At 63.7% G+C, this 20,908-nt stretch carries 26 protein-coding genes and 1 pseudogene; 22 read left to right on the top strand and 5 right to left on the bottom strand.

The window, feature by feature from the left end; all coding sequences use genetic code 11:
- Positions 1 to 2: 2 nt before the first annotated feature.
- Positions 3 to 257: an acyl carrier protein gene (locus FJ950_RS04475; RefSeq protein WP_015314512.1), complete on the bottom strand. Its 255-nt coding sequence runs from the start codon at positions 255 to 257 to the stop codon at positions 3 to 5.
- 202 nt (positions 258 to 459) lie between these two features.
- Between FJ950_RS04475 and FJ950_RS04470 the strand changes: the two genes are divergently transcribed.
- Genes FJ950_RS04470 through FJ950_RS04450 form a run of 5 tightly spaced genes read left to right on the top strand, consistent with a single transcriptional unit; the run spans position 460 to position 2,823 of the window.
- Positions 460 to 1,302: an urease accessory protein UreD gene (locus FJ950_RS04470; RefSeq protein ID WP_140615335.1), complete on the top strand. Its 843-nt coding sequence runs from the start codon at positions 460 to 462 to the stop codon at positions 1,300 to 1,302.
- 28 nt (positions 1,303 to 1,330) lie between these two features.
- Positions 1,331 to 1,633 (top strand): urease subunit gamma, encoded by a 303-nt coding sequence (locus FJ950_RS04465; RefSeq protein ID WP_015314510.1) that lies wholly within the window; start codon positions 1,331 to 1,333, stop codon positions 1,631 to 1,633.
- Between the two features lie 10 nt (positions 1,634 to 1,643).
- Positions 1,644 to 1,898 (top strand): DUF1272 domain-containing protein, encoded by a 255-nt coding sequence (locus FJ950_RS04460; protein WP_140615333.1) that lies wholly within the window; start codon positions 1,644 to 1,646, stop codon positions 1,896 to 1,898.
- Between the two features lie 25 nt (positions 1,899 to 1,923).
- A complete protein-coding gene (locus tag FJ950_RS04455; protein WP_140615331.1) occupies positions 1,924 to 2,511 on the top strand; it encodes a HupE/UreJ family protein in 588 nt (195 codons plus the stop codon).
- Between the two features lie 6 nt (positions 2,512 to 2,517).
- Positions 2,518 to 2,823: an urease subunit beta gene (locus tag FJ950_RS04450; RefSeq protein ID WP_015314507.1), complete on the top strand. Its 306-nt coding sequence runs from the start codon at positions 2,518 to 2,520 to the stop codon at positions 2,821 to 2,823.
- 53 nt (positions 2,824 to 2,876) lie between these two features.
- Here the strand turns inward: FJ950_RS04450 and FJ950_RS04445 are convergent, their stop codons facing one another.
- Both FJ950_RS04445 and FJ950_RS04440 read right to left on the bottom strand, forming a co-directional pair.
- Positions 2,877 to 3,383: a hypothetical protein gene (locus FJ950_RS04445; RefSeq protein WP_140615329.1), complete on the bottom strand. Its 507-nt coding sequence runs from the start codon at positions 3,381 to 3,383 to the stop codon at positions 2,877 to 2,879.
- A gap of 114 nt (positions 3,384 to 3,497) precedes the next feature.
- Positions 3,498 to 3,875, bottom strand: a complete 378-nt coding sequence (locus tag FJ950_RS04440; RefSeq protein WP_140615327.1) for a hypothetical protein — start codon at positions 3,873 to 3,875, stop codon at positions 3,498 to 3,500.
- A gap of 164 nt (positions 3,876 to 4,039) precedes the next feature.
- Here FJ950_RS04440 and ureC point away from each other — a divergent pair, with 164 nt between their 5' ends.
- The 9 genes and pseudogenes from ureC (at position 4,040) to FJ950_RS04395 (ending at position 10,950) form a co-directional block, all read left to right on the top strand.
- Positions 4,040 to 5,755 (top strand): urease subunit alpha, encoded by a 1,716-nt coding sequence (gene ureC / locus FJ950_RS04435; protein ID WP_181171073.1) that lies wholly within the window; start codon positions 4,040 to 4,042, stop codon positions 5,753 to 5,755.
- Positions 5,756 to 5,914: 159 nt separating this feature from the next.
- The gene (locus tag FJ950_RS04430; RefSeq protein WP_140615323.1) at positions 5,915 to 6,403 is read left to right on the top strand and encodes a DUF29 domain-containing protein; all 489 of its coding nucleotides are present in this window, start codon (positions 5,915 to 5,917) and stop codon (positions 6,401 to 6,403) included.
- A gap of 55 nt (positions 6,404 to 6,458) precedes the next feature.
- A pseudogene (locus FJ950_RS04425) lies at positions 6,459 to 7,051 on the top strand (hypothetical protein).
- Positions 7,052 to 7,096: 45 nt separating this feature from the next.
- Positions 7,097 to 7,732: a glutathione S-transferase family protein gene (locus FJ950_RS04420; RefSeq protein ID WP_140615321.1), complete on the top strand. Its 636-nt coding sequence runs from the start codon at positions 7,097 to 7,099 to the stop codon at positions 7,730 to 7,732.
- A 70-nt stretch (positions 7,733 to 7,802) separates the two neighbouring features.
- Positions 7,803 to 8,363: an urease accessory protein UreE gene (ureE, locus tag FJ950_RS04415; RefSeq protein ID WP_140615318.1), complete on the top strand. Its 561-nt coding sequence runs from the start codon at positions 7,803 to 7,805 to the stop codon at positions 8,361 to 8,363.
- Positions 8,356 to 9,027 (top strand): urease accessory protein UreF, encoded by a 672-nt coding sequence (locus FJ950_RS04410; protein WP_015314499.1) that lies wholly within the window; start codon positions 8,356 to 8,358, stop codon positions 9,025 to 9,027. The genes ureE and FJ950_RS04410 overlap by 8 nt, the downstream gene beginning before the upstream one ends.
- A complete protein-coding gene (locus tag FJ950_RS04405; RefSeq protein ID WP_140615316.1) occupies positions 9,024 to 9,464 on the top strand; it encodes a DUF3995 domain-containing protein in 441 nt (146 codons plus the stop codon). Before FJ950_RS04410 ends, FJ950_RS04405 begins: the two co-directional genes overlap by 4 nt.
- Positions 9,461 to 10,102, top strand: coding sequence for an urease accessory protein UreG (gene ureG / locus FJ950_RS04400; protein ID WP_015314497.1), 642 nt, complete (start codon positions 9,461 to 9,463; stop codon positions 10,100 to 10,102). Before FJ950_RS04405 ends, ureG begins: the two co-directional genes overlap by 4 nt.
- Positions 10,103 to 10,182: 80 nt before the next feature.
- Positions 10,183 to 10,950 carry a class II aldolase and adducin N-terminal domain-containing protein gene (locus tag FJ950_RS04395; RefSeq protein WP_140615314.1) on the top strand — a complete coding sequence of 256 codons (768 nt, stop codon included), beginning with the start codon at positions 10,183 to 10,185 and terminating at the stop codon, positions 10,948 to 10,950.
- A 3-nt stretch (positions 10,951 to 10,953) separates the two neighbouring features.
- On the opposite strand, the gene FJ950_RS04390 is transcribed toward FJ950_RS04395, so the two are convergent.
- Positions 10,954 to 11,586, bottom strand: coding sequence for an HAD family phosphatase (locus tag FJ950_RS04390; protein ID WP_140615312.1), 633 nt, complete (start codon positions 11,584 to 11,586; stop codon positions 10,954 to 10,956).
- Positions 11,587 to 11,828: 242 nt separating this feature from the next.
- Here FJ950_RS04390 and FJ950_RS04385 point away from each other — a divergent pair, with 242 nt between their 5' ends.
- The gene (locus FJ950_RS04385) at positions 11,829 to 12,788 is read left to right on the top strand and encodes a sugar-binding transcriptional regulator (RefSeq protein ID WP_140615310.1); all 960 of its coding nucleotides are present in this window, start codon (positions 11,829 to 11,831) and stop codon (positions 12,786 to 12,788) included.
- Between the two features lie 25 nt (positions 12,789 to 12,813).
- On the opposite strand, the gene FJ950_RS04380 is transcribed toward FJ950_RS04385, so the two are convergent.
- Positions 12,814 to 12,999, bottom strand: coding sequence for a hypothetical protein (locus FJ950_RS04380; RefSeq protein ID WP_140615447.1), 186 nt, complete (start codon positions 12,997 to 12,999; stop codon positions 12,814 to 12,816).
- Positions 13,000 to 13,109: 110 nt separating this feature from the next.
- Here FJ950_RS04380 and gcvA point away from each other — a divergent pair, with 110 nt between their 5' ends.
- From gcvA to FJ950_RS04345, 7 genes are all read left to right on the top strand, one after another.
- On the top strand, positions 13,110 to 14,015 hold the full coding sequence (gene gcvA, locus FJ950_RS04375) for a transcriptional regulator GcvA (protein WP_015314492.1): 906 nt from the start codon (positions 13,110 to 13,112) through the stop codon (positions 14,013 to 14,015).
- 236 nt (positions 14,016 to 14,251) lie between these two features.
- Complete coding sequence (locus FJ950_RS04370) at positions 14,252 to 15,562, top strand: sugar ABC transporter substrate-binding protein (RefSeq protein ID WP_140615308.1); 1,311 nt, start codon at positions 14,252 to 14,254, stop codon at positions 15,560 to 15,562.
- 124 nt (positions 15,563 to 15,686) lie between these two features.
- Complete coding sequence (locus tag FJ950_RS04365) at positions 15,687 to 16,559, top strand: sugar ABC transporter permease (RefSeq protein WP_015314490.1); 873 nt, start codon at positions 15,687 to 15,689, stop codon at positions 16,557 to 16,559.
- A gap of 11 nt (positions 16,560 to 16,570) precedes the next feature.
- On the top strand, positions 16,571 to 17,395 hold the full coding sequence (locus FJ950_RS04360; protein WP_015314489.1) for a carbohydrate ABC transporter permease: 825 nt from the start codon (positions 16,571 to 16,573) through the stop codon (positions 17,393 to 17,395).
- 50 nt (positions 17,396 to 17,445) lie between these two features.
- Positions 17,446 to 18,450 carry an ABC transporter ATP-binding protein gene (locus FJ950_RS04355; protein WP_015314488.1) on the top strand — a complete coding sequence of 335 codons (1,005 nt, stop codon included), beginning with the start codon at positions 17,446 to 17,448 and terminating at the stop codon, positions 18,448 to 18,450.
- 38 nt (positions 18,451 to 18,488) lie between these two features.
- Positions 18,489 to 19,259 (top strand): L-iditol 2-dehydrogenase, encoded by a 771-nt coding sequence (locus FJ950_RS04350; RefSeq protein ID WP_140615306.1) that lies wholly within the window; start codon positions 18,489 to 18,491, stop codon positions 19,257 to 19,259.
- A gap of 164 nt (positions 19,260 to 19,423) precedes the next feature.
- Positions 19,424 to 20,902 carry a mannitol dehydrogenase family protein gene (locus FJ950_RS04345; protein WP_140615304.1) on the top strand — a complete coding sequence of 493 codons (1,479 nt, stop codon included), beginning with the start codon at positions 19,424 to 19,426 and terminating at the stop codon, positions 20,900 to 20,902.
- Positions 20,903 to 20,908: the final 6 nt, after the last annotated feature.

Here is a 20,908-nt window from a genome sequence, read left to right as displayed (position 1 = left end):
GGTCAGGCTTTTTTCGCGATCAGCGCGCGAACGGCCTCGACCATGTCGCCGACGTTCTTCAGGTTGCTCCAGGCGTCGACCGTGTTCATCTCGATCTCGATGCCATATTGCTCCTCGAGGTCGAAGATGATCTCGGTCAGCTCCAGCGAATGGATGCCGAGCGCCGTCAATTCGGTTGTGGTGGTGATTTCCTCGCCGCCCGGCTCGGCATGGGCCTTGATCTTCTCGATGATGTCCGCTGCCAGCTGGTCAGCCATTCGGTTTCTTCCCCACTGTGTCGTTTCCCGACGCCAACTGAACGGCGCCTTCTTGTCCTCGATATCAGGCCGCGATCTTCGCCTTATCCCTCCGCCAAGCGTCGCCTGACCGTACCAAGGTGGTTCCCTCTATAGAAACGGAAACGCCATCAAGCAACAAGCTATATGTCGACAAAAGCGCCACAGTGCTTAACCTGACGGCGTGGATACGATCGAAAATACCAGGTTTTCAGGTCAGCTGGCCCAGCGCGCGGCGGGCAAGGCGCGGCTAGGTTGCGCCAGCATTGACGGCCGCACGCGGCTGCGGCGCCTCTATCAGGACGGCTCCGCCAAGATAAGGCTGCCGTATGTTTCGGCCGGCCCGCTGGAGGCCGTCCTGATCAACACCGCCGGCGGGCTGACCGGCGGCGACCGCCTCGGCTGGGATGTCGATGTCGGCCCGCATGCCAGCGCGGGGATAACGACCCAGGCCTGCGAAAAAGTCTATCGCGCCGCATCGGACCATGCCGAAGTCCGGGTCAGGCTGACCGTCGGAGAGAACGGCAGCATCGCCTGGCTGCCGCAGGAAACCATCGTCTTCGATCGCGCCGCGTTTGTCCGTACGTTGGACGTCGAGCTTGCCGCGGGGGCCGAGGCGCTGGTGCTGGAAGCGGCCGTCTTCGGCCGCCTGGCCATGGGCGAACGTGCCGCACAGGGCACTTTTCGCGACCGCTGGCGTATCCGCAGGGAAGGAACCCTCATCCACGCCGAGGATTTCCGCATCGGACCTGATATCGCCGACATGATGGCCCGTCCGGCGATAGCAAATGGCGCGATCGCCGTGGCTACGCTGCTGCTGGTGTCGCCGCGCGCGGAAGCCCTGCTCGATCAGGCCAGGGAGATCATTGGCGACCGGGGCGGCGCCAGCGTCTGGACCGTGAAGACATCTGGCAAGCTTCTTGCGAGGCTTTACGCTGGGGACGGCTACCAGCTGCGCCAGCGGCTGGTCCCGCTCGTCGGATTGCTCAACGGAAAAGCGGGGCTGCCCAAATTATGGTCACTGTGACTGTGTCCGCATCATTTCAGGAAGACGCATGAACCTGACGCCAAGGGAAAAGGACAAGCTGCTGATCGCCATGGCGGCGATCGTGGCGCGCAAGCGGCTGGAGCGCGGCGTCAAGCTCAATCATCCGGAAGCGATCGCGCTGATCACCGATTTCGTCGTCGAGGGCGCCCGCGATGGCCGCCCGGTGGCCGAGCTGATGGAGGCCGGCGCCCATGTCGTCAGCCGCGCGCAGGTGATGGAAGGCATTGCCGAGATGATCCATGACGTACAGGTGGAAGCGACCTTTCCCGACGGCACCAAGCTGGTGACCGTGCACGAACCGATCCGGTGAGGAGAGAGACATGCTTGAACTGCGCCCGAACTGTGAATGCTGTGACAAGGACCTGCCGCCGGAAGCGACGGATGCGCGGATCTGCACCTTCGAGTGCACCTTCTGCACCGGCTGCGTCGAAAACGTGCTTGGCGGCGTCTGCCCGAACTGCGGCGGCAATTTTACGGCCCGGCCGATCCGCCCCGCCGCGATGCTGAAGAAATATCCGGCTTCGACCAAACGCGTGCTCAAGGCCGAGGGCTGCGGCCCCCGCAAGGCCGCGTGACACCGCAAAACGAAAGGCAAGTAAAATGATCCCTGTCAAACGCCTGTGCCTCTCGGCGATCCTGCTCGTGGCCGCGGCGATGCCTGCCTACGCCCATGTCGGTATCGGCACGACCTCCTCCGCCATGGCCGGCTTCACGCATCCGCTGTCGGGCCTCGACCACATGACGGTGATGCTCGCCGTCGGTCTGTGGGCAGCCCTCAAGGGCGGCAAGGCGATCTGGGTCTGGCCGGCGGCGTTCGTCGGCGTCATGCTCGGTGGCGCGGCCCTGGGCACGGCCCATGTGCCGCTGCCCTTCGTCGAGCCGGGTATACTGGCCTCCGTCGTGGCGCTCGGCCTGCTGGTGGCGCTGGCGGTCGATCTGCCTGTTTCGGCCGGTGTCGTCATCATCGGCCTGTTCGCGCTGTTGCACGGCCATGCCCATGGCACGGAAGTGCCGGAAAATGCCGGCGGCCTCGAATATATGGCCGGTTTTGCCGTCGCCACCGTGCTGCTCCATGCCATCGGCATCGCCGTCGGGCTTGGCCTCGGCATGAGGTCCCGCGGCGTGGCCCGCATCACGGGCGCCGCCTGCGCGGCGATCGGCGTCGGCCTCGCCTTCGGCGTCGTGTGAGGTCCCATGATTCCAGGCGAAATCATCCCCGTTCAAGGCGACATCGAGCTCAACAAGGGTCTGCCGACCGTCATCCTGAAAGTGGCCAACAGTGGCGACCGACCGGTCCAGGTCGGCAGCCACTATCATTTCTACGAAACCAATGAGGCGCTGAAATTCGATCGTGAACGGGCGCGCGGCATGCGCCTCGACATCGCCGCCGGCACCGCAACGCGCTTCGAGCCGGGGCAGGAACGGGACGTCACGCTGGTGCCGCTTGGCGGCAAGCGTGAAATCCATGGCTTCCAGCAGAAGGTGATGGGCAAGCTGTGAGGGCTTCTTATGGGTGGCCGGCAAGGCCAGCGCGCGCAAGCGCTGCGTGGGGCTCAGCCCGAGGGCTTGGCGGCCGCATAGATGACGATCTTTCCCGGATCGTCGAACTCCACGGCGAGAACGTCCTGAGCAAGGACGCGCCGCGAATCGAGGGCATTGAAAAGCAGGGCGTTGGCCTCGATCTCCTTGCGCAGCTCGGTGACATCGTCCTGATGCTGCCGAACCTTGTTCTCGATGGCCGGCGGCGGGCCGCCTTCGCTGCGCGCCGCGTCGGTGAGGAACACGATATCGACCTTGTCGAGCTTGGACGTCTTGCGCACCGTGCTGATGTTTTCGCGCGTGCGGTCGATCGCCGAACTGACTTTTCCGATTTCAGCGGTCGTCTTCGCCTCTTCCTGGTTGACTTGCGATCCGACGATGCGGTCCACGGTCTCGGGACTTTCCAGGCCCTGCGCGTTGAGCGCCGCCCGCGGGACACTCGCCGCCAGAAACGCAGCCGCGGCAATGACATGCAACCATCGCGCATGGCATCGGGCATCGGGCAGGGTGGTGAGGGTCATCGTTCGCTTTCGCAGTTTGCTTCAAGTCCTTTGAAACGAAACGTCCCCAGCCCTGTCACGGTTCCCTCTCCGGTTCGGTGGGCGGACCGGATACCGGCCCGCCGCGCCGGTTCGTCAGCTGGCTTTCTTGGTGATCAGGGTCAGCGCGCCGTTCGGCTCCATGCTGGCCGCGACCACCTGGGCCGACGTCATGCCCTTGGCCTGGAGGGCGGATTTCACCTTGGGGGTGGCATCGATCGAACTGCGCAATTTCTGCAGGCCGGCATCGCCACGCTGGGCAATGACCTGGTTGACCTGCGTCTGGGTGTCCTTCGGCAACTCGCTGATGTCGATCACGTTGACGCTCTGGATCGCCGGCGCGGCCTGCTGACCGCCGGGCGCGGCTGGAGCCGGCGTAGTCGGGGCGGGCTGTTGCGCGGGCTGCTGCTGGGCGCTGGCGGCACCCGCCAGCATCAGGCTGGCGGCGGCTGCAAGAATTATCGCTTTGCGCATGGATTTTCCTTCCATCGATTTGGCAAACGGTCGTTTTGGGGTGACCCTTCCACCTCAACCGCCAAATGGGTCCGGAAGGTGTCGCCCAGCGGGTCATTGCGTGACCATTGGAGGGCGGCAATGTGCAGCCCGGCTTTACCAACACCGCATTTCGGGAGCAACCGCTGATGGCCAGACTAACGCGTGCCGCCTACGCCCAGATGTATGGCCCGACGGCCGGCGACAAGGTGCGGCTTGCCGACACCGAACTCTTCATCGAGGTCGAGAAGGATTTCACCATCCATGGCGAGGAGGTGAAATTCGGCGGCGGCAAGGTCATTCGCGACGGCATGGGTCAGAGCCAGGTTTCCCGTGCCCAAGGTGCGGTCGACACCGTCATCACCAATGCGCTGGTGATCGATGCCAGCGCCGGCATCTTCAAGGCCGATATAGGTTTGAGGGATGGCCGCATCGCGGCCATCGGCAAGGCCGGCAATCCGGATACGCAGGACGGCGTCACCATCATCATCGGCCCCGGCACGGAAATTATCGCCGGCGAGGGCAAGATCCTGACCCCGGGCGGCTTCGACGCGCATATCCACTTCATCTGCCCGCAGCAGATCGAGGAAGCGCTGATGTCGGGCATCACCACCATGCTCGGCGGCGGGACCGGTCCGGCGCATGGCACGCTGGCCACGACCTGCACACCGGGGCCGTGGCACATGGCACGCATGATCCAGTCCTTCGACGCCTTCCCGATGAATATCGGCCTGTCGGGCAAGGGCAATGCCTCGCTGCCGGCCGCGCTCGAGGAGATGGTGCTGGGCGGCGCCTGCTCGCTCAAGCTGCACGAGGACTGGGGCACGACGCCGGCGGCGATCGACTGCTGCCTGTCGGTGGCCGACGATTACGACGTGCAGGTGATGATCCACACCGACACGCTCAACGAGAGCGGCTTTGTCGAGAACACGGTGGCGGCGATCAAGGGCCGCACCATCCATGCCTTCCACACCGAGGGCGCCGGTGGCGGCCATGCGCCTGATATCATCAAGGTCTGCGGCCTGCCCAACGTCATCCCGTCCTCGACAAACCCGACGCGGCCCTACACAGTCAACACGCTCGCCGAGCATCTCGACATGCTGATGGTCTGCCACCACCTGTCGCCGTCGATCCCCGAGGACATCGCCTTTGCCGAAAGCCGCATCCGCAAGGAGACCATCGCGGCCGAGGACATCCTGCACGACATCGGCGCCTTCTCGATCATCTCGTCGGACAGCCAGGCCATGGGCCGGGTCGGCGAGGTGGCGATCCGCACCTGGCAGACGGCCGACAAGATGAAGCGCCAGCGCGGGTCATTGCCTCAGGAGACGGGCGACAACGACAATTTCCGCGTCCGCCGCTACATCGCCAAATACACCATCAATCCGGCCATCGCGCATGGCCTGTCGAAGGAGATCGGCTCGATCGCGATCGGCAAACGCGCCGACCTGGTGCTGTGGAACCCGGCTTTCTTCGGCGTCAAGCCGGACATGGTGCTGATCGGCGGCATGATCGCGGCCGCCCCGATGGGCGACCCCAACGCCTCGATCCCGACGCCGCAGCCGATGCACTACCGGCCGATGTTCGGCGCCTATGGCAAAGCCCGGACCAATTCGTCGGTGACCTTCGTTTCGAAGGCCGCGCTCGAGTCCGGTTTGCTCGGCCGGCTCGGCGTCGACAAGCAGTTCGTCGCCGTCGAAAACACGCGCGGCGGCATCGGCAAGCACTCGATGGTGCTCAACGACGCCACGCCGCATATCGAGGTCGATCCGGAAACCTACGACGTTCGCGCCGATGGCGAACTCTTGACCTGCGAGCCAGCGACCGTGCTGCCGATGGCGCAAAGGTACTTTCTGTTTTGAGACGTTCCGCTGAAATTCATGAATGCGCAATGAACCGCCATGAAAGCGCATGCGCTTCGTCAACTGCGGCAGCGGAATGTTGCGCCGAAGGGTTCGGATAAGGGTCTACCTTTTCCGTCTGGCTTGGAAATTACGTGCTTTGAGAGCAATATCACTTAAATGAACAAGATTTTTCGAAAACAGCAATTGACGCCCTATGAGGCCGATTATGCTCAGTGGTGCGCCGAGCAAGGCGCGCTGTTGCGCGAAGGTCGCCTCTCAGACCTCGATCGCGATAACCTGGCGGAGGAGATCGAGAGCTTGGGGCGGAGCGACAAAAGAGAAATTGCGAGTAGACTTGGCACCTTGCTCCTGCATTTGCTCAAATGGGAATTTCAGCCCGAAAGGCGCAAAACTGGATGGTTGCTGACCATCCGCGAGCAGCGATTTCAGATCGAAGATCTGCTCGATGAAAGCCCTAGCTTGAAAGCCTATCCGGGACAGCGGCTCGGACGAGAATTCAAAATAGCGAGATTGAAGGCTGCGGACGAGACCGGCCTGAGGGAGGGCAATTTCCCCGCGGACTGTCCGTATTCGATCAGGGAAATTCTCGACTATGACTATTTTCCCGGCACGCCGTGGTCATCGGATCAGCTTATTCGCGAATAGCACCACGTGGTCCGCTAGAGCTTTTTCATAGCATCGAGAGCATTATTAGCTACCTATGGACCAGCAAATAGCCTCCGCCCACGACATTTTCCCGCATATTCGCATCGTCATGGGCATGGTGATCGGGCTTGGCGTCGCGCGCCTGCTGTCGGGGGTGGCGCGCATTGTCCAGCATCCCGGCCAATACCGTCTCTACCCCGTGCATCTGGCCTGGGTCGCCTCGGTGCTGTTGATGCTGGTGCATTTCTGGTGGTGGGAGTTCGGCCTCTACACCATCGAAACCTGGACCTTCGGCAAGTACCGTTCATCATTTTCTACGCGATCACCCTGTTCCTGCTCTGCGCGCTGCTGTTTCCGGATTCGATGCTGGACTACACCAGCTACGAGGATTTCTTCTATTCGCGCCGCGCCTGGTTCTTCGGCCTGCTGGCGGCGACCTACCTGCTCGACGTGGTCGACACTTTGCTGAAGGGGCCTGAGCATTTCGCCCGCTTCGGCAGCGAGTATCTGTTCCGCACGCCGGTCTTCGTCGTGCTGTGCGTCGTCGCGATCCTGGTGCGCGACCGCCGGTACCACATCGCCTTCGTCGCGGCGGCGCTGATCTACCAGATATCGTTCATCCTGCGGCTCTTCGACACGATCGTATGACGGCCGCGGATGCACTAGGCTGCTCGGGAAAGGCAGGGTTCAACGATGTACAAGGCCGTCGGATCGCGCGGATCCCGGGTCAGTCGCGTCCTCTGGATGCTGGAGGAACTCGGCCAGCCCTATGAGTTCGTCGAGGTCAAGCTGCGCTCGCCCGAAGCCTATGCGCTCAATCCGTCGGGCAAGGTGCCGATCCTCATCGACGGTGAATTGACGGTGACGGATTCGGCGGCGATCTGCGTCTATCTCGCCGACAAGCACGCCGATAAAGGTATGGGCGCCAATCCCGGTCTCGCTGGCCGCGCGGAAATGGATTCCTGGATGCATTTTGCCCAGAGCGAGTTCGAGGCGCCGCTGTGGAACAAATTGCGCCACCGTTTCCTCCTGCCCAGGGAGGTGCGGGTCGATGTCGGTCCTGCCGCGGCCTTTGACTTCGCCACGGAGGTCAAGGCGCTGGAGCGCCGGCTCGGCGACAAGCCGTTCGCGCTCGGCGACCGGTTTTCCGCCGTCGACGTGCTGCTCGGCGACATGGGCGGCTGGGCGCGTGCCGGCCGTTTCCCGATCGACTCCGAGCGCGTCAATAGCTATTTCGATCGCCTTCTGGCGCGGCCGGCCCGGACCCGGGCGCAAGCCAATGCATCGGCCCGAAAATCGGAATCGATTTTCGGAAAGCACGATGCATAGATTCAAACATGTTAGAGCGTCCTTTGCGCGTCCAAGGGGACGCGCGGCGCTCTGATGGAGGTTCCATGAAATGAAGCTCAATCTCAACACCGACTTCACCAAATTCCCGCGCGCCGTCTCCGTATTGCCCGCCGGCACGGCCGCAACCACCGCGCCGTCCGGCCGTGCCGTTCTCGCCCATGACGAGCGGCATCTGCGCCGCCGCGCCATCGAACTTGCCGACGGCGGCAAGGTGCTGGTCGACCTGCCCGAGCCTGTCGCTCTGAACGATGGCGACCGGCTGGTGCTGGAGGATGGCGGCCATATCGAGATCATCGCGGCGCCCGAAGAGGTCTATGACATCCGCGCCCGCGACGCCGTGCATCTCGCCGAACTCGCCTGGCATATCGGCAACCGCCATCTCGCCGCAGGCATCGAGGCGCACCGTATCCTCATCCTGCGCGACCACGTCATCAAGGCGATGCTGGAGGGGCTAGGCGCCACGGTGCGCGACGTCTCCGAGCCGTTCAAACCGGTGCGCGGCGCCTATTCCGGCGGGCATGATCACGGCCACGCGCATGGCCACAGCCATAGCGAAGCGCATGCGCACAGCCACGCGCATTCGCACGATCACCACCATGATCATGACTGACCAGCCGTCCGGCATCGCCCTGCTACGGCTGATGGCGTGGCTGTCGCCGGCCTTTCCGGTCGGCGGCTTTGCCTACAGCCATGGCCTCGAGCGCGCGGTGCAAGATGGGCTGGTGACCAATGCCGCCGGCCTTGCCGGCTGGCTGGAGGCGCTGGTCGAGATGGGCTCGGGCTGGAACGATGCCGTGCTGTTCGCCGAAAGCTGGCGCCGCGCCCGTGAAGGTGGCGATCTGGCCGAGGTTGTCGCACTGGCCGAGGCACTGGCCGGCTCGCGCGAACGCCACGCCGAGACCATGCTGCAAGGCGCGGCCTTCCTCAAAGCAGCCGCCGCCTGGCCCACTGCCGTGCTGGAGCGCTTGCCGGCCGATTGCGCCTATTGCGTGGCCGTCGGAGCCGTGGCCGGCGGCAATGGCATCGCGCTTGAGGACGCGCTGTGCGCCTTCGCGCAAGCCTTCTTCTCCAACCTCGTCCAGGCCGCGATCCGGCTCGGCATGATCGGCCAGAACGAGGCGACGACGCTGCTCGCGGGTTTCGAGCCGCTGGCGCTCTCGACCGCTGCCCGCGCGTCCCGCTCGACATTGGACGACCTCGGCGGCTGCGCCTTCGTCTCCGACGTCATGGCCATGAAGCACGAAACCCAGTATTCGCGATTGTTCCGCTCATGATCCTCCTCGCCTTCGTCCTCTCCTTCGTCCTGCTGCTGATCACGGCACTGCATGTCTATTGGGGCATAGGCGGCGTCTGGCCGGGCAGGGACGCGGCGTCCTGCGCCCACGCTGTCGTCGGCTTTCGCGGCGTCAACGAAATGCCGACGCCGTTCGCCAGTTTCGCCGTTGCCGCCTGCCTCGGCCTGGCAACGCTGTGGCCGCTGGCGCTCATCGGTTTCTTTGCCTCGCCGTTTCCCAAGCAGGGCCTCGCGGCTACCGCGATGCTGATCGGACTGGTGTTCCTGGGGCGCGGCATTGCCGGTTTCACGCCCTGGTGGCGCCGGCTGGCGCCGCAACAGCCTTTCGCTCGGCTCGATTCCAGTTTCTATTCGCCGCTCTGCCTGTTGATCGGGCTCGGCTTCGCAGTCCTTGCCATCACGGAGTTTCCGACATGACACAACCCAACGGCCCCCTTCGTATCGGCATTGGCGGCCCCGTGGGTTCCGGCAAGACGACGCTCACCGAAAAACTCTGCAAGGCGCTGCGCGACGAGTTCTCCATCGCCGTCGTCACCAACGACATCTACACCAGAGAGGACGCCATGATGCTGGCCCGGCTGCAGGCGCTGCCGGAGGACCGCATCGTCGGCGTCGAGACCGGCGGCTGCCCGCACACCGCCATCCGTGAGGATGCCTCGATCAATCTGCAGGCGATCGCCGAGCTCAACCGCAAATTTCCCGACCTCGACATCATCTTCATCGAATCCGGTGGCGACAACCTTGCCGCCACTTTCTCGCCGGACCTTGCGGATCTCACGCTCTACGTTATCTCGGTGTGCCAGGGCGAAGAAATTCCGCGCAAAGGCGGCCCGGCGATCACGCGGTCCGATTTCCTGGTCATCAACAAAAGCGATCTTGCGCCCTATGTGAACGTCAATCTCGACGTCATGGAGAGCGACGCCGGCCGCATGCGCGGCAAGCGGCCGTTCGGCTTCACCGATCTTTCGCGCGGCAAGGGCCTGCGGGAGGTAATCGATTTCATCATCGAGCACGGCGGACTGCGAACCGTTGGCGCCGCAAGCACCGCGGCATAACTGGCCTTCTGCACCAAGCGAAAGCGGTTGCGGGCACCAGCGGCGCGCGGCATTCTGGGCCAAACTGGAGGATCTTTTCGATGAGCATCGCCCGCCTGCAGAAGGAAACGCTCACCAACCTGCCCTTCTACGAAGAGCGCGTCGATCTCGCCTGCGCCTTCCGCTGGACGGCGCGGCTCAACATGCATGAGGCGGTGGCCAACCATTTCTCGCTGGCGGTCAACGACGACGGCACCAAGTTCCTGATGAACCCGAACCAGGTGCATTTCTCGCGCATCAAGGCCAGCGACCTGATCGAGATCGACGCCAACGACCCCGAGACGCTTTCCGGGCCGAATGCACCCGACCCCACGGCATGGGGCCTGCACGGCGCCGTCCATCGCAACGTGCCGCACGCGCGCTGCGTCATGCACGTCCATTCGATCCACGCCACCGTGCTGGCCTCGCTTGCCGACTCGACGCTGCCGCCGATCGACCAGAATTCGGCGATGTTCTTCAACCGTCACGTCGTCGACGCCCATTATGGCGGACTGGCCTTCGAGGAAGAGGGCGAGCGCTGCTCGCAGCTTCTCGCCGACCCCAAGGTCAAGGTGATGGTGATGGGCAACCATGGCGTGCTGGTCATCGGCGACACCGTCGCCGACGCCTTCAACCGCATGTTCTATTTCGAGCGTGCCGCCGAGACCTACATCAAGGCCCTGTGGACGGGCCGGCCGCTGCGCACCCTGCCCGACGCGATCGCCGAGAAGGCGGCGAGCGAGATGGACAACTATCCCGGCCAGGCCGAACGTCATCTCGCCGAGTTGAAGGCGATCCTCGACGAGCAGGAGCCGGTGTACCGGAACTGAACGCTACAGTCCGAGCTGAGCCCGCAATTCCCCGGCGCTGTTGATGACAATGGCGCCGGGCGGTCCTTCCATCGGCTTTTCAGGCCAGAAGATCGTCTTCATTCCCGCCGCCAGGCCCGCCATGGCGCCCGGCCAGCTGTCGTCGACCGCGACGGCGTGCGCGGGATCGACGTCTGCCAGATAGGCGGCGCGAAGGAAAGGCTCCGCGTGCGGCTTGCCCTCCCGCACATCGTTGCGGCTGATCGTCTTCATGCCGGGGTAGGTCAGCCCGACCATATGCAGATTGGCGTCGACGATCATCCGATCCGAGTTTGAGACCACCGCCTGCTGCACGGCGAGCGCACGCAACTCCTTGAAGATCTCGATGGCGCCTGGGCGCGGCTTCAGCCCCTCGACCAGCGGCAGGTAATGCTCATATTTGTGAACGATCCATTCGTCGAAGGGCAGTTGCAGCCCGAACTCGTCGCGCATCATTTCGTAGACCGGCCAGGCGGCGACGCCGAGCACGCGTTCGTGCAGATCGGCCGGAGGCGTGAGGCCGGCATTGCGCATCGCTGCGATGAGGGCTGCCTCATGCAGCGGTTCGCTGTCGACCAGCGTCCCGTCCATGTCCCAGAAAACCGCCTTCGGTGTCATGCAGCGCTCCTTTTTTCGATCCCTTAAAGGGTTTGCGCCGCGAGATAAACCTTTGGCGGCCATTGAACATGCCTTCAGATGGGGAAACGGACCCGCGACGCTTTCTCCGACAGGATGTTTGCGGAGAAATCACCGCTGCTTCGGCGCAAGCATTTGCTCTTTAGATTGACAATTGCGCAGGCGGTCATTCCCTGCGAAACTGATACGACCGCCTGATGATCGGCGGTTTTGGGAGGCAGGACGTGAATACCCGGCAGGATGGCGGCAGCAACAGGCTGGACGACGCGGCGCGCGCCGGCTGGCTCTATTATGTTGCCGGCAACACACAGGACCAGATCGCCGCTACGCTCGGCATATCGAGGCAGACGGCGCAGCGTCTGGTGTCGCTGGCGGTGTCGGAAGGCCTGATCAAGGTCCGCGTCGATCATCCGATCGCCAACTGCCTTGATCTCGCGGCACGGCTGAAATCGCGCTTCGCGCTCGACCTGGTCGAGGTGGTGCCGAGCGACCCCAATTCATCCTCCACCACCATCGGCATCGCCGAAGCGGCGGCCGCCGAGATCGAGCGGCGGCTGCGGTCGCCGACGCCGATCGTCATGGGCATCGGCACCGGACGGACGCTGAAGGCGGCGATCGAACAATTACCACCGATGGAATGCCCGCAGCACAAGGTGGTGTCCTTGACCGGCAACATCTCGCCAGATGGCTCGGCCGCTTTCTACAACGTCATCTTCACCATGGCCGACAGGGTCAAGGCGCGGTCCTTCCCGATGCCGCTGCCGGTCATCGCCTCTTCGCCGCAGGAGCGCGAGATGCTGCTCAACCAGCCGATGATCCAGCCGACACTGGTGCTTGCGGCGGAGGCCGACGTCACCTTCATCGGTATCGGCGACCTCGGCCCGAAGGCGCCGCTCTACGAGGATGGCTTCATTTCCGAAAGCGAACTGAAAGCCTTGCAGAAGGCCGGCGGCGTCGCTGAAATCGTCGGCTGGGTGTTCGACCGCGAGGGCCGCATGATCGACGGCATCACCAACGACCGGGTGTCGTCGGCGGCGCTGCCGTCGCGCGAGAAGTCGCTGGTGATCGCGCTCGCCATGGGCGAGCGCAAGCTGCCCGGCATCCTGGCCGCGGTCAACCGACGGCTTGTCAACGGGCTCATCACCGACGAGCGGACGGCGGCCGCCCTGCTGGCCAGTATCTGACGGCTTCGCGATAAAGCCAGCAAGGCTATTGGTGCCGGCCGAAAGGGTCGTTGCCATCGAGGAAACCGAGGTCGCGCTGCAGGTGCGGCGACAGGTCCCTGACGTCGAGATGCGCCCTTTTTCGGGTCGCGAACCAGCCGAACCCGTCCACAAGCCACGAAATCCAGCGATGATCGGGGGCGGGAGTGCATTTTTGCTGCGCCATGGTCATGATCGTCAACCTTCGTTATCCTGAACCCGAATGACGGGTTGAGGATGAATGTCGGCCTTGCCGGCCGCTTTTGCCAATCGAACGTCGATAACGATCCATAAGGAGGCTTTATGCCTGATCTCAGCGCGCCGCAGGTTTCGCAGCTGCCGCCGTTACAGGCGATCCGGGTGTTCGAGGCGGTGGCGCGGCATCTTTCCTTCACCAAGGCCGCTGGCGAACTCGCCATGACGCAAGCGGCGGTCAGCTATCAGATCAAGGTGCTGGAGGAGCGCGTCGGCGCTCCGCTGTTCCTGCGTCGGCCGCGGCAGATCGAACTGACCGAAGCCGGCCAGCGCCTGGCGCCGGCGGTCAGCGAGGCCTTTGCCATTCTTAGCCAGGCCTATGCCGCCGCGCGCGGCGGGGCGGACGGGTTGTTGTGCGTCACCACGGTGCTGACTTTTGCCTCGAACTGGCTGGCGCACCATCTGGGCGCATTCCAGATCGCGCATCCCTCGCTTGCCGTGCGGCTCGACACGTCGAGCCGGCTGACGGATTTCGCCCGCGAGGATGTCGACCTCGCCATTCGTTCGGGCGGCGGCAAATGGCCGGGGCTGGAAGCCCACAAGCTGCTCGATGCCGATTTCACGCCCATGCTGAGCCCGAAGCTCGCTGCGAGCATCGGCGGCATCAACGAACCGGCCGACCTGCTCAAGCTGCCGATCCTCGATCCCAGCGATATCTGGTGGACGCAATGGTTCGAGGCCGCCGGCGTGCACAGCCACGACCTTGCCAGGCGGCCCGGCAGCAGCATGGGCGCGCAGGCCTATGAAGCCAACGCGGCCATATCGGGCCATGGCGTGGCGATTCTGACCCGGGCGCTGTTCAAGGCCGAACTCGCCGACGGCCGGCTGATCCAGCCATTCGACCTGGTCGGCGACGACGGGCACGCCTACTGGCTGGTCTACCCCGAGGCGCGCCGCAACGTGCCCAAGATCCGCGCCTTCCGCGACTGGCTGCTGGCCGAGATCGCCTGCTGACCGGCACATAAGCTGACGTCGGACCGGGGCGACAAACGACATCCCGTTCGAGAGGCTTTGGCCCCGCTGCCTGGACTCCAGACGGCTGCAATCCGAGCCCTGTCGCCGAACCTCCGTACCATTCACCGGCCGTGTGCTGCGCTGCAGCATCGAATCCGGCTTGACATAATTAAGACTAAGTGAGTAATTGCTCACAGCCAAGGCAAATGCTCAACTTGGTTCATGGGAGGAATTTGATGAAACTTCGCACGCTCACCCTGGGCTTGTTGTCGGCCAGCACGCTTGCGTTCGCCGCACACGCCGAATCCATCACCATCGCCACCGTCAACAATGGCGATATGGTCCGCATGCAGAAGCTGACCGACGACTTCACCAAGGCTAACCCGGACATCCAGCTCAACTGGGTCACGCTCGAAGAGAACGTGCTGCGCGAGCGCGTCACCACCGACATCGCCACCAAGGGTGGCCAGTATGACGTGATGACCATCGGCACCTACGAGGTTCCGATCTGGGCCAAGCAGAGCTGGCTCCTGCCGCTCGACAAGCTCGGCGACGACTATGACGCCAAGGACATCATCCCGGCCATCGCCGGCGGCCTTTCGGTCGATGGCAAGCTCTATGCCGCGCCCTTCTACGGCGAGAGCTCCTTCGTCATGTACCGCAAGGACCTGATGGAGAAGGCTGGGCTGAAAATGCCCGACGCCCCGACCTGGGATTTCATCAAGCAGGCGGCCGACAAGATGACCGACCGCGCCAATGGCGTGAACGGCGTCTGCCTGCGCGGCAAGGCCGGCTGGGGCGAGAACATGGCTTTCCTGACCGCCATGTCGAACTCCTTCGGTGCCCGCTGGTTCGACGAGAACTGGAAGCCGCAGTTCGACCAGCCGGAATGGAAGAAGACGCTGCAGTTCTATGTCGACCTGATGAAGGCCGACGGTCCCGAGGGCGCCTCGTCCAACGGCTTCAACGAGAACCTGGCGCTCTTCCAGCAGGGCAAGTGCGGCATGTGGATCGACGCCACCGTCGCCGCCTCCTTCGTCTCCGACCCGAAGAACTCCACCGTCGCCGACAAGGTCGGCTATGCCCTGGCGCCGGATAATGGCTTGGGCAAGCGGGGCAACTGGCTGTGGGCATGGTCGCTGGCGATCCCGGCCGGCACGCAGAAGGCCGACGCCGCCGAGAAGTTCGTCTCATGGGCGACCAGCAAGCACTATGCCGAACTCGTCGCGTCGAAGGAAGGCTGGGCAAACGTGCCTCCGGGCACGCGTTCCTCGCTCTACGCCAATCCCGAGTACCAGAAGGCGGCTCCGTTCGCCAAGATGACGCTGGACTCCATCAATGCCGCCGACCCGACGCATCCGACCGTCAAGCCGGTGCCTTATGTCGGCGTGCAGTTCGTCGCCATCCCTGAATTCCAGGGCCTTGGCACAACCGTCGGCCAGCTCTTCTCGGCGGCTCTTGCCGGCCAGTCGAGCGTCGACGATGCGCTGAAGCAGGCCCAGGACGCCGCCACCGCGGCGATGACCGAGGGCGGCTACATCAAGTAAGGCTCCTCCCGGTGCCGAACGCCGGTCACCTCCTCGACCGGCACCGGCCGCCCGAAACCCAGTTCGGGCGGCCGCCTTTCCAGAGCCTGTGAAAATTCAGCCTGATCCTTGAAGGGTGACCGTCATGGCTACTCAGCAGACCCGTTCGCTTGCCCGATTCATGATGGCGCCTTCCGTGGTGCTGCTGTTCGTCTGGATGATCGTGCCGCTGGTCATCACGATCTGGTTCTCCTTCCAGCAGTACAATCCGCTCAACCCGATGCGCGACGGGTTCGTCGGCTTATCCAATTACGCGCTGTTCTATTCCAATCCGGCCTTCCTGCAGTCGATCCTCAACACGCTTGTCCTGGTGGTCAGCGTGCTGCTGATCACGGTGATCGGCGGCATCCTGCTGGCGCTGCTCATCGATCAGCCGATGTGGGGACAAGGGATCGTGCGCATCCTCGTCATTTCGCCGTTCTTCGTCATGCCGCCGGTGGCCGCATTGGTGTGGAAGAACATGATCATGCACCCGCAATATGGCGTGTTCGCCGACATAGCGCGCTTCTTCGGAGCACAGCCGATCGACTGGTTCGGCCAGCATCCGATGACGGCGATCATCATCATCGTTGCCTGGCAGTGGCTGCCTTTCGCGACATTGATCCTCCTGACCGCGCTGCAGTCGCTCGACGGCGAGCAGAAGGAAGCCGCCGAGATGGACGGGGCCGGCTTCATCAGCCGCTTCATCTATCTGACGCTGCCGCACATGTCGCGCGCGATCACCGTCGTCATCCTGATCCAGACGATCTTCCTGCTCTCGGTCTATGCCGAGATCCTGGTCACCACCAATGGCGGCCCTGGATACGCCTCCACCAACCTGCCCTTCCTCGTCTACCAGAAGGCGTTGCTGGAATTCAAAATCGGCCAAGCATCCGCGGGCGGTGTGATCGCCGTCATTCTCGCCAACATCGTCGCCTTCTTCGCCATGCGCGCCGTCGGCAAGAACCTGGACAAGTAAGGGAGGATACGATGGCACGCTCAGTCACCACCCAGCACAAGACAATCGCGACAATTGCCGCCTGGACCGTCGCGCTGCTGATCTTCTTTCCGATCCTCTATACGATCATCACCTCGTTCAAGTCGGAACAGGAGGCAATCCAGGGCTTCAACCTGATCCCGTCCGGGACTTTCGAGAGCTATGCCGAGGTCCAGGCGCAGAGCGGTTACTTCAAGTTCTTCCTGAACTCGGTGCTGCTTTCTGTCGGCTCGACCATCCTGGCGCTGTTGGTCGCCATTCCGGCGGCATGGTCGATGGCGTTTTCGCCGACCAAGCGGACCAAGGACATATTGATGTGGATGCTGTCCACCAAGATGATGCCGGCGGTCGCCGTGCTGTTCCCGATCTACCTGATCTTCCGCAATCTCGGCCTGCTCGACTCGCGCATCGGCCTGATGATCATGCTGATGCTGATCAACCTGCCGATCGTGGTGTGGATGCTCTACACCTACTTCCGCGAAATCCCGGGCGAAATCCTGGAAGCCTCGCGTATGGACGGCGCATCCTTGTGGGGTGAAATCTGGTACGTGCTGACGCCGATGGCGGTGCCGGGCATTGCCTCGACCATGCTGCTCAACATCATCCTGGCCTGGAACGAGGCGTTCTGGACGATCCGGCTGACCACCACCGAAGCCGCCCCGCTCACCGCCTTCATCAGCTCCTTCTCCAGCCCGCAAGGCCTGTTCTGGGCCAAGCTTTCGGCCGCCTCGACCCTGGCCATCGCGCCGATCCTGATCATGGGCTGGTTCAGCCAGAAGCAGCTGGTGCGCGGCCTGACATTTGGCGCGGTGAAGTGACGGAAATTGCCTGAAGCAATCGGCGAAAAACAGCCCTCGGGGAGGAAACCATGGGAAACATCACGCTCAAGAACGTCTCCAAGTCCTTTGGTTCGACGTCCATCATCCCCGGCCTCGACCTGGTGATCGAAAACGGCGAGTTCGTCGTCTTCGTCGGCCCGTCGGGTTGCGGCAAGTCCACGCTGCTCAGGCTGATCGCCGGTCTTGAGGACACCAGCGGCGGCACCATCAACATCGATGGCCGCGACGTCACCGGCGAGGCGCCGGCCAAGCGCAAGCTTGCCATGGTGTTCCAGTCCTACGCGCTCTACCCGCATATGACGGTGGCCAAGAACATCGCCTTCCCGCTGAAGATGGCGGGCGAGGACCAGGCGACCATCGACAGGAAGGTGAAGGACGCGGCGCGCGTGCTCAACCTTACCAACTACCTCGAACGCCGCCCCGGCCAGCTCTCCGGCGGCCAGCGCCAGCGCGTCGCCATCGGCCGCGCCATTGTGCGCCAGCCCTCGGCCTTCCTGTTCGACGAACCGCTGTCCAACCTCGACGCGGCACTGCGCGGCACCATGCGGCTGGAGATCAGCGAACTGCACCATCAGCTGAAAACCACGATGATCTACGTCACCCACGATCAGGTGGAGGCCATGACCATGGCCGACAAGATCGTCGTGCTCAACGCCGGCAATATCGAGCAGGTCGGCTCGCCGATGGAACTCTACAAGACGCCGAAGAACCTGTTCGTCGCCGGCTTCATCGGCTCGCCCAAGATGAACCTGATCGAAGGCGCGCCGGCTGGCAAGTACACCGCCAAGACCATCGGCATCCGGCCCGAACATATGCAGATATCGACCACGGCGGGCGACTGGAAGGCGACGGTCGGCGTGGCCGAGCATCTGGGCTCCGACACGTTCCTGCACGTTCAAGCCGACGGCGTCGGGCCGCTGACGGTGCGCGCCGACGGCGAACTGGCGGTCCGCCATGGCGACACGATCTATCTCACCCCTGACAAGGCCAAGCTGCATCGCTTCGGCGCTGACGGCAAGGCGATGGCCCAGTGAGGGTGGGCCAGTGAGGATGGGCCGGTGAGGATGGGACAGTGAGGCTGCAAGGCAAATCGGCGCTGGTCACGGGATCGGCGCGAGGCATCGGCAGGGCTTTCGCCGAAGCCTATGTGCGCGAGGGCGCCACTGTCGCGATCGCCGATATCAACCTTGAAGCCGCGCAGAAGACGGCCGCCGCGATCGGCGACAACGCCTATGCCGTGAAACTCGACGTCACCGACCAGGCATCCATCGATGCGGCGGTGAAGGCGGTGGAGGACAAGGCGGGCGGTCTCGACATCCTGATCAACAACGCCGCTTTGTTCGACCTGGCCCCGATCGTGGAGATATCTCGGGCGAGCTATGAAAAGCTTTTCTCCGTCAATGTCGCGGGCACGCTGTTCATGCTGCAGGCAGCCGCCCGGTCGATGATCGCGCGGGGCAAGGGTGGCAGGATCATCAACATGGCAAGCCAGGCCGGGCGTCGCGGCGAGCCGCTGGTCGCGGTCTATTGCGCCACCAAGGCCGCGGTTATCTCGCTGACCCAGTCGGCCGGTCTCGATCTGATCAGGCACCGCATCAACGTCAACGGCATCGCGCCCGGCGTCGTCGACAGCGACATGTGGGACGAGGTCGATGCCCTGTTCGCCAAATACGAGAACCGGCCGAAGGGCGAAAAAAAGCGGCTGGTCGGCGAAGGCGTGCCTTACGGCCGCATGGGCAAGCCGGAAGACCTCGCCGGCATGGCCGTGTTCCTCGCCAGTGACGAGGCCGAATACATCGTCGCCCAGACCTACAATGTCGATGGCGGCCAATGGATGAGTTGAAAAGAACGATTTGAGGGGGACGGCGCCTCCTTCTTTCCTCCGGAGAAGGCGCCGCGGGGGCGGGTGAGGGGCCGCATGCTGGAAGACCAGGTGCGGCCCCTCATCCTCGCCCTCCCGAAGGAGGCGAAACAGTCGGGCTGCAAATCGGCCAAAGGGTAAAGCAGATGACCGTGAAACTTTCTTCCTCGAGCCTCGTCAGGCTTCCGCCCAAGGTCGCAGGTCCGAACTATGACCGCTCGGCGCTGAAAGCCGGCATCGTGCATTTCGGTGTCGGCAATTTTCACCGCTCGCACCAGGCCGTCTATCTCGACGACCTGTTCGGTCAGGGCATCGGTCATGATTGGGCGCTGGTCGGCGCCGGCGTGTTCGACGGCGAGAAGATCGGCCGCGGCAAGCTTGAAGAGCAGGATTGGCTGACCACAGTGGTCGAGCAGGACGAGGGCCATATGAGCGCCCGCGTCACCGGCGCGATGATCGATTTCCTGATGCCGGGAGATGCCGCCGCCATCATCGATCGGCTGGCCGATCCGGCGATCAGGATCGTTTCGCTGACCATCACCGAAGGCGGCTATTTCATCGACCCGGCCTCCGGCGTCTTCAACCCGACCCATCCCGACATCGTCGCCGACGCGCAGCCGGGCGCCACACCGAAAACCGTGTTCGGCATTATCCTGGCCGGGCTGGTGCGACGCCGCCAGGATGGTATCGTGCCGTTCACCGTGATGTCCTGCGACAACATTCCCCACAACGGCCATGTCACGTCGGATGGTGTTATCGGCCTTGCCCGCCTGATCGACGAGGATCTGGCGAGCTGGGTCAGCGAGACGGTCGCCTTCCCGAACGCCATGGTCGACCGCATCACGCCGGCCACCAGCGACCGCGAGCGCAAGATCCTCGCCGACGATTTTGGCCTCGAGGACAACTGGCCGGTGTTCTGCGAGCCGTTCCGGCAATGGGTGCTGGAAGACCATTTCACCGATGGCCGCCCGCCGTTGGAAAAGGTCGGCGTGCAGTTCGTCAAGGACGTCGCCCCTTATGAGCTGATGAAGATCCGCATCCTCAATGGTGGCCATGCCACGATAGCCTATCCGGCTGGGCTGATGGACATCCACTTCGTCCATGAGGCGATGCAGGAGCCGCTGGTGCGCGGGTTCCTCGACAAGCTCGAGCACGACGAGATCATCCCGACGGTGCCGCCGGTGCCGGACACGGTGCTGGAAGACTATTACCAGCTCATCGAGAAGCGCTTCTCCAATCCCAAGATCGGCGACACGGTGCGCCGGCTCTGCCTCGACGGGTCCAATCGCCAGCCGAAATTCATCATCCCGACCATCGCCGACCGGCTGAAGGCCGGCAAAGGCGTTGCCGGACTGGCGCTGGAATCGGCCCTTTGGTGCCGCTACTGCTTCGGCACGACGGACAGCGGCGCCGTCATCGAGCCCAACGACCCGAGCTGGGACCGGCTGAAGGCAACGGCAAAGGCGGCAAAGGACGCGCCCGCTGCGTGGCTTGCGATGGACGATATCTATGGCGACGTCGGCCGCGCCGCCGCCTTCGTCGAGGCCTTCGCCCACGCACTTAACGTGCTCTGGGCCAATGGCACGCGCGCCACGCTGACGCGCTACCTCGCCGGCAAGCTCTGAGAGCCA

Origin of the sequence: Mesorhizobium sp. B2-3-14 (assembly GCF_006442175.1) — a bacterium.
GTDB lineage: Bacteria > Pseudomonadota > Alphaproteobacteria > Rhizobiales > Rhizobiaceae > Mesorhizobium > Mesorhizobium australicum.
Note: the sequence above shows the minus strand (reverse complement) of the source record. Positions and strands in the feature narration are given on the sequence as shown.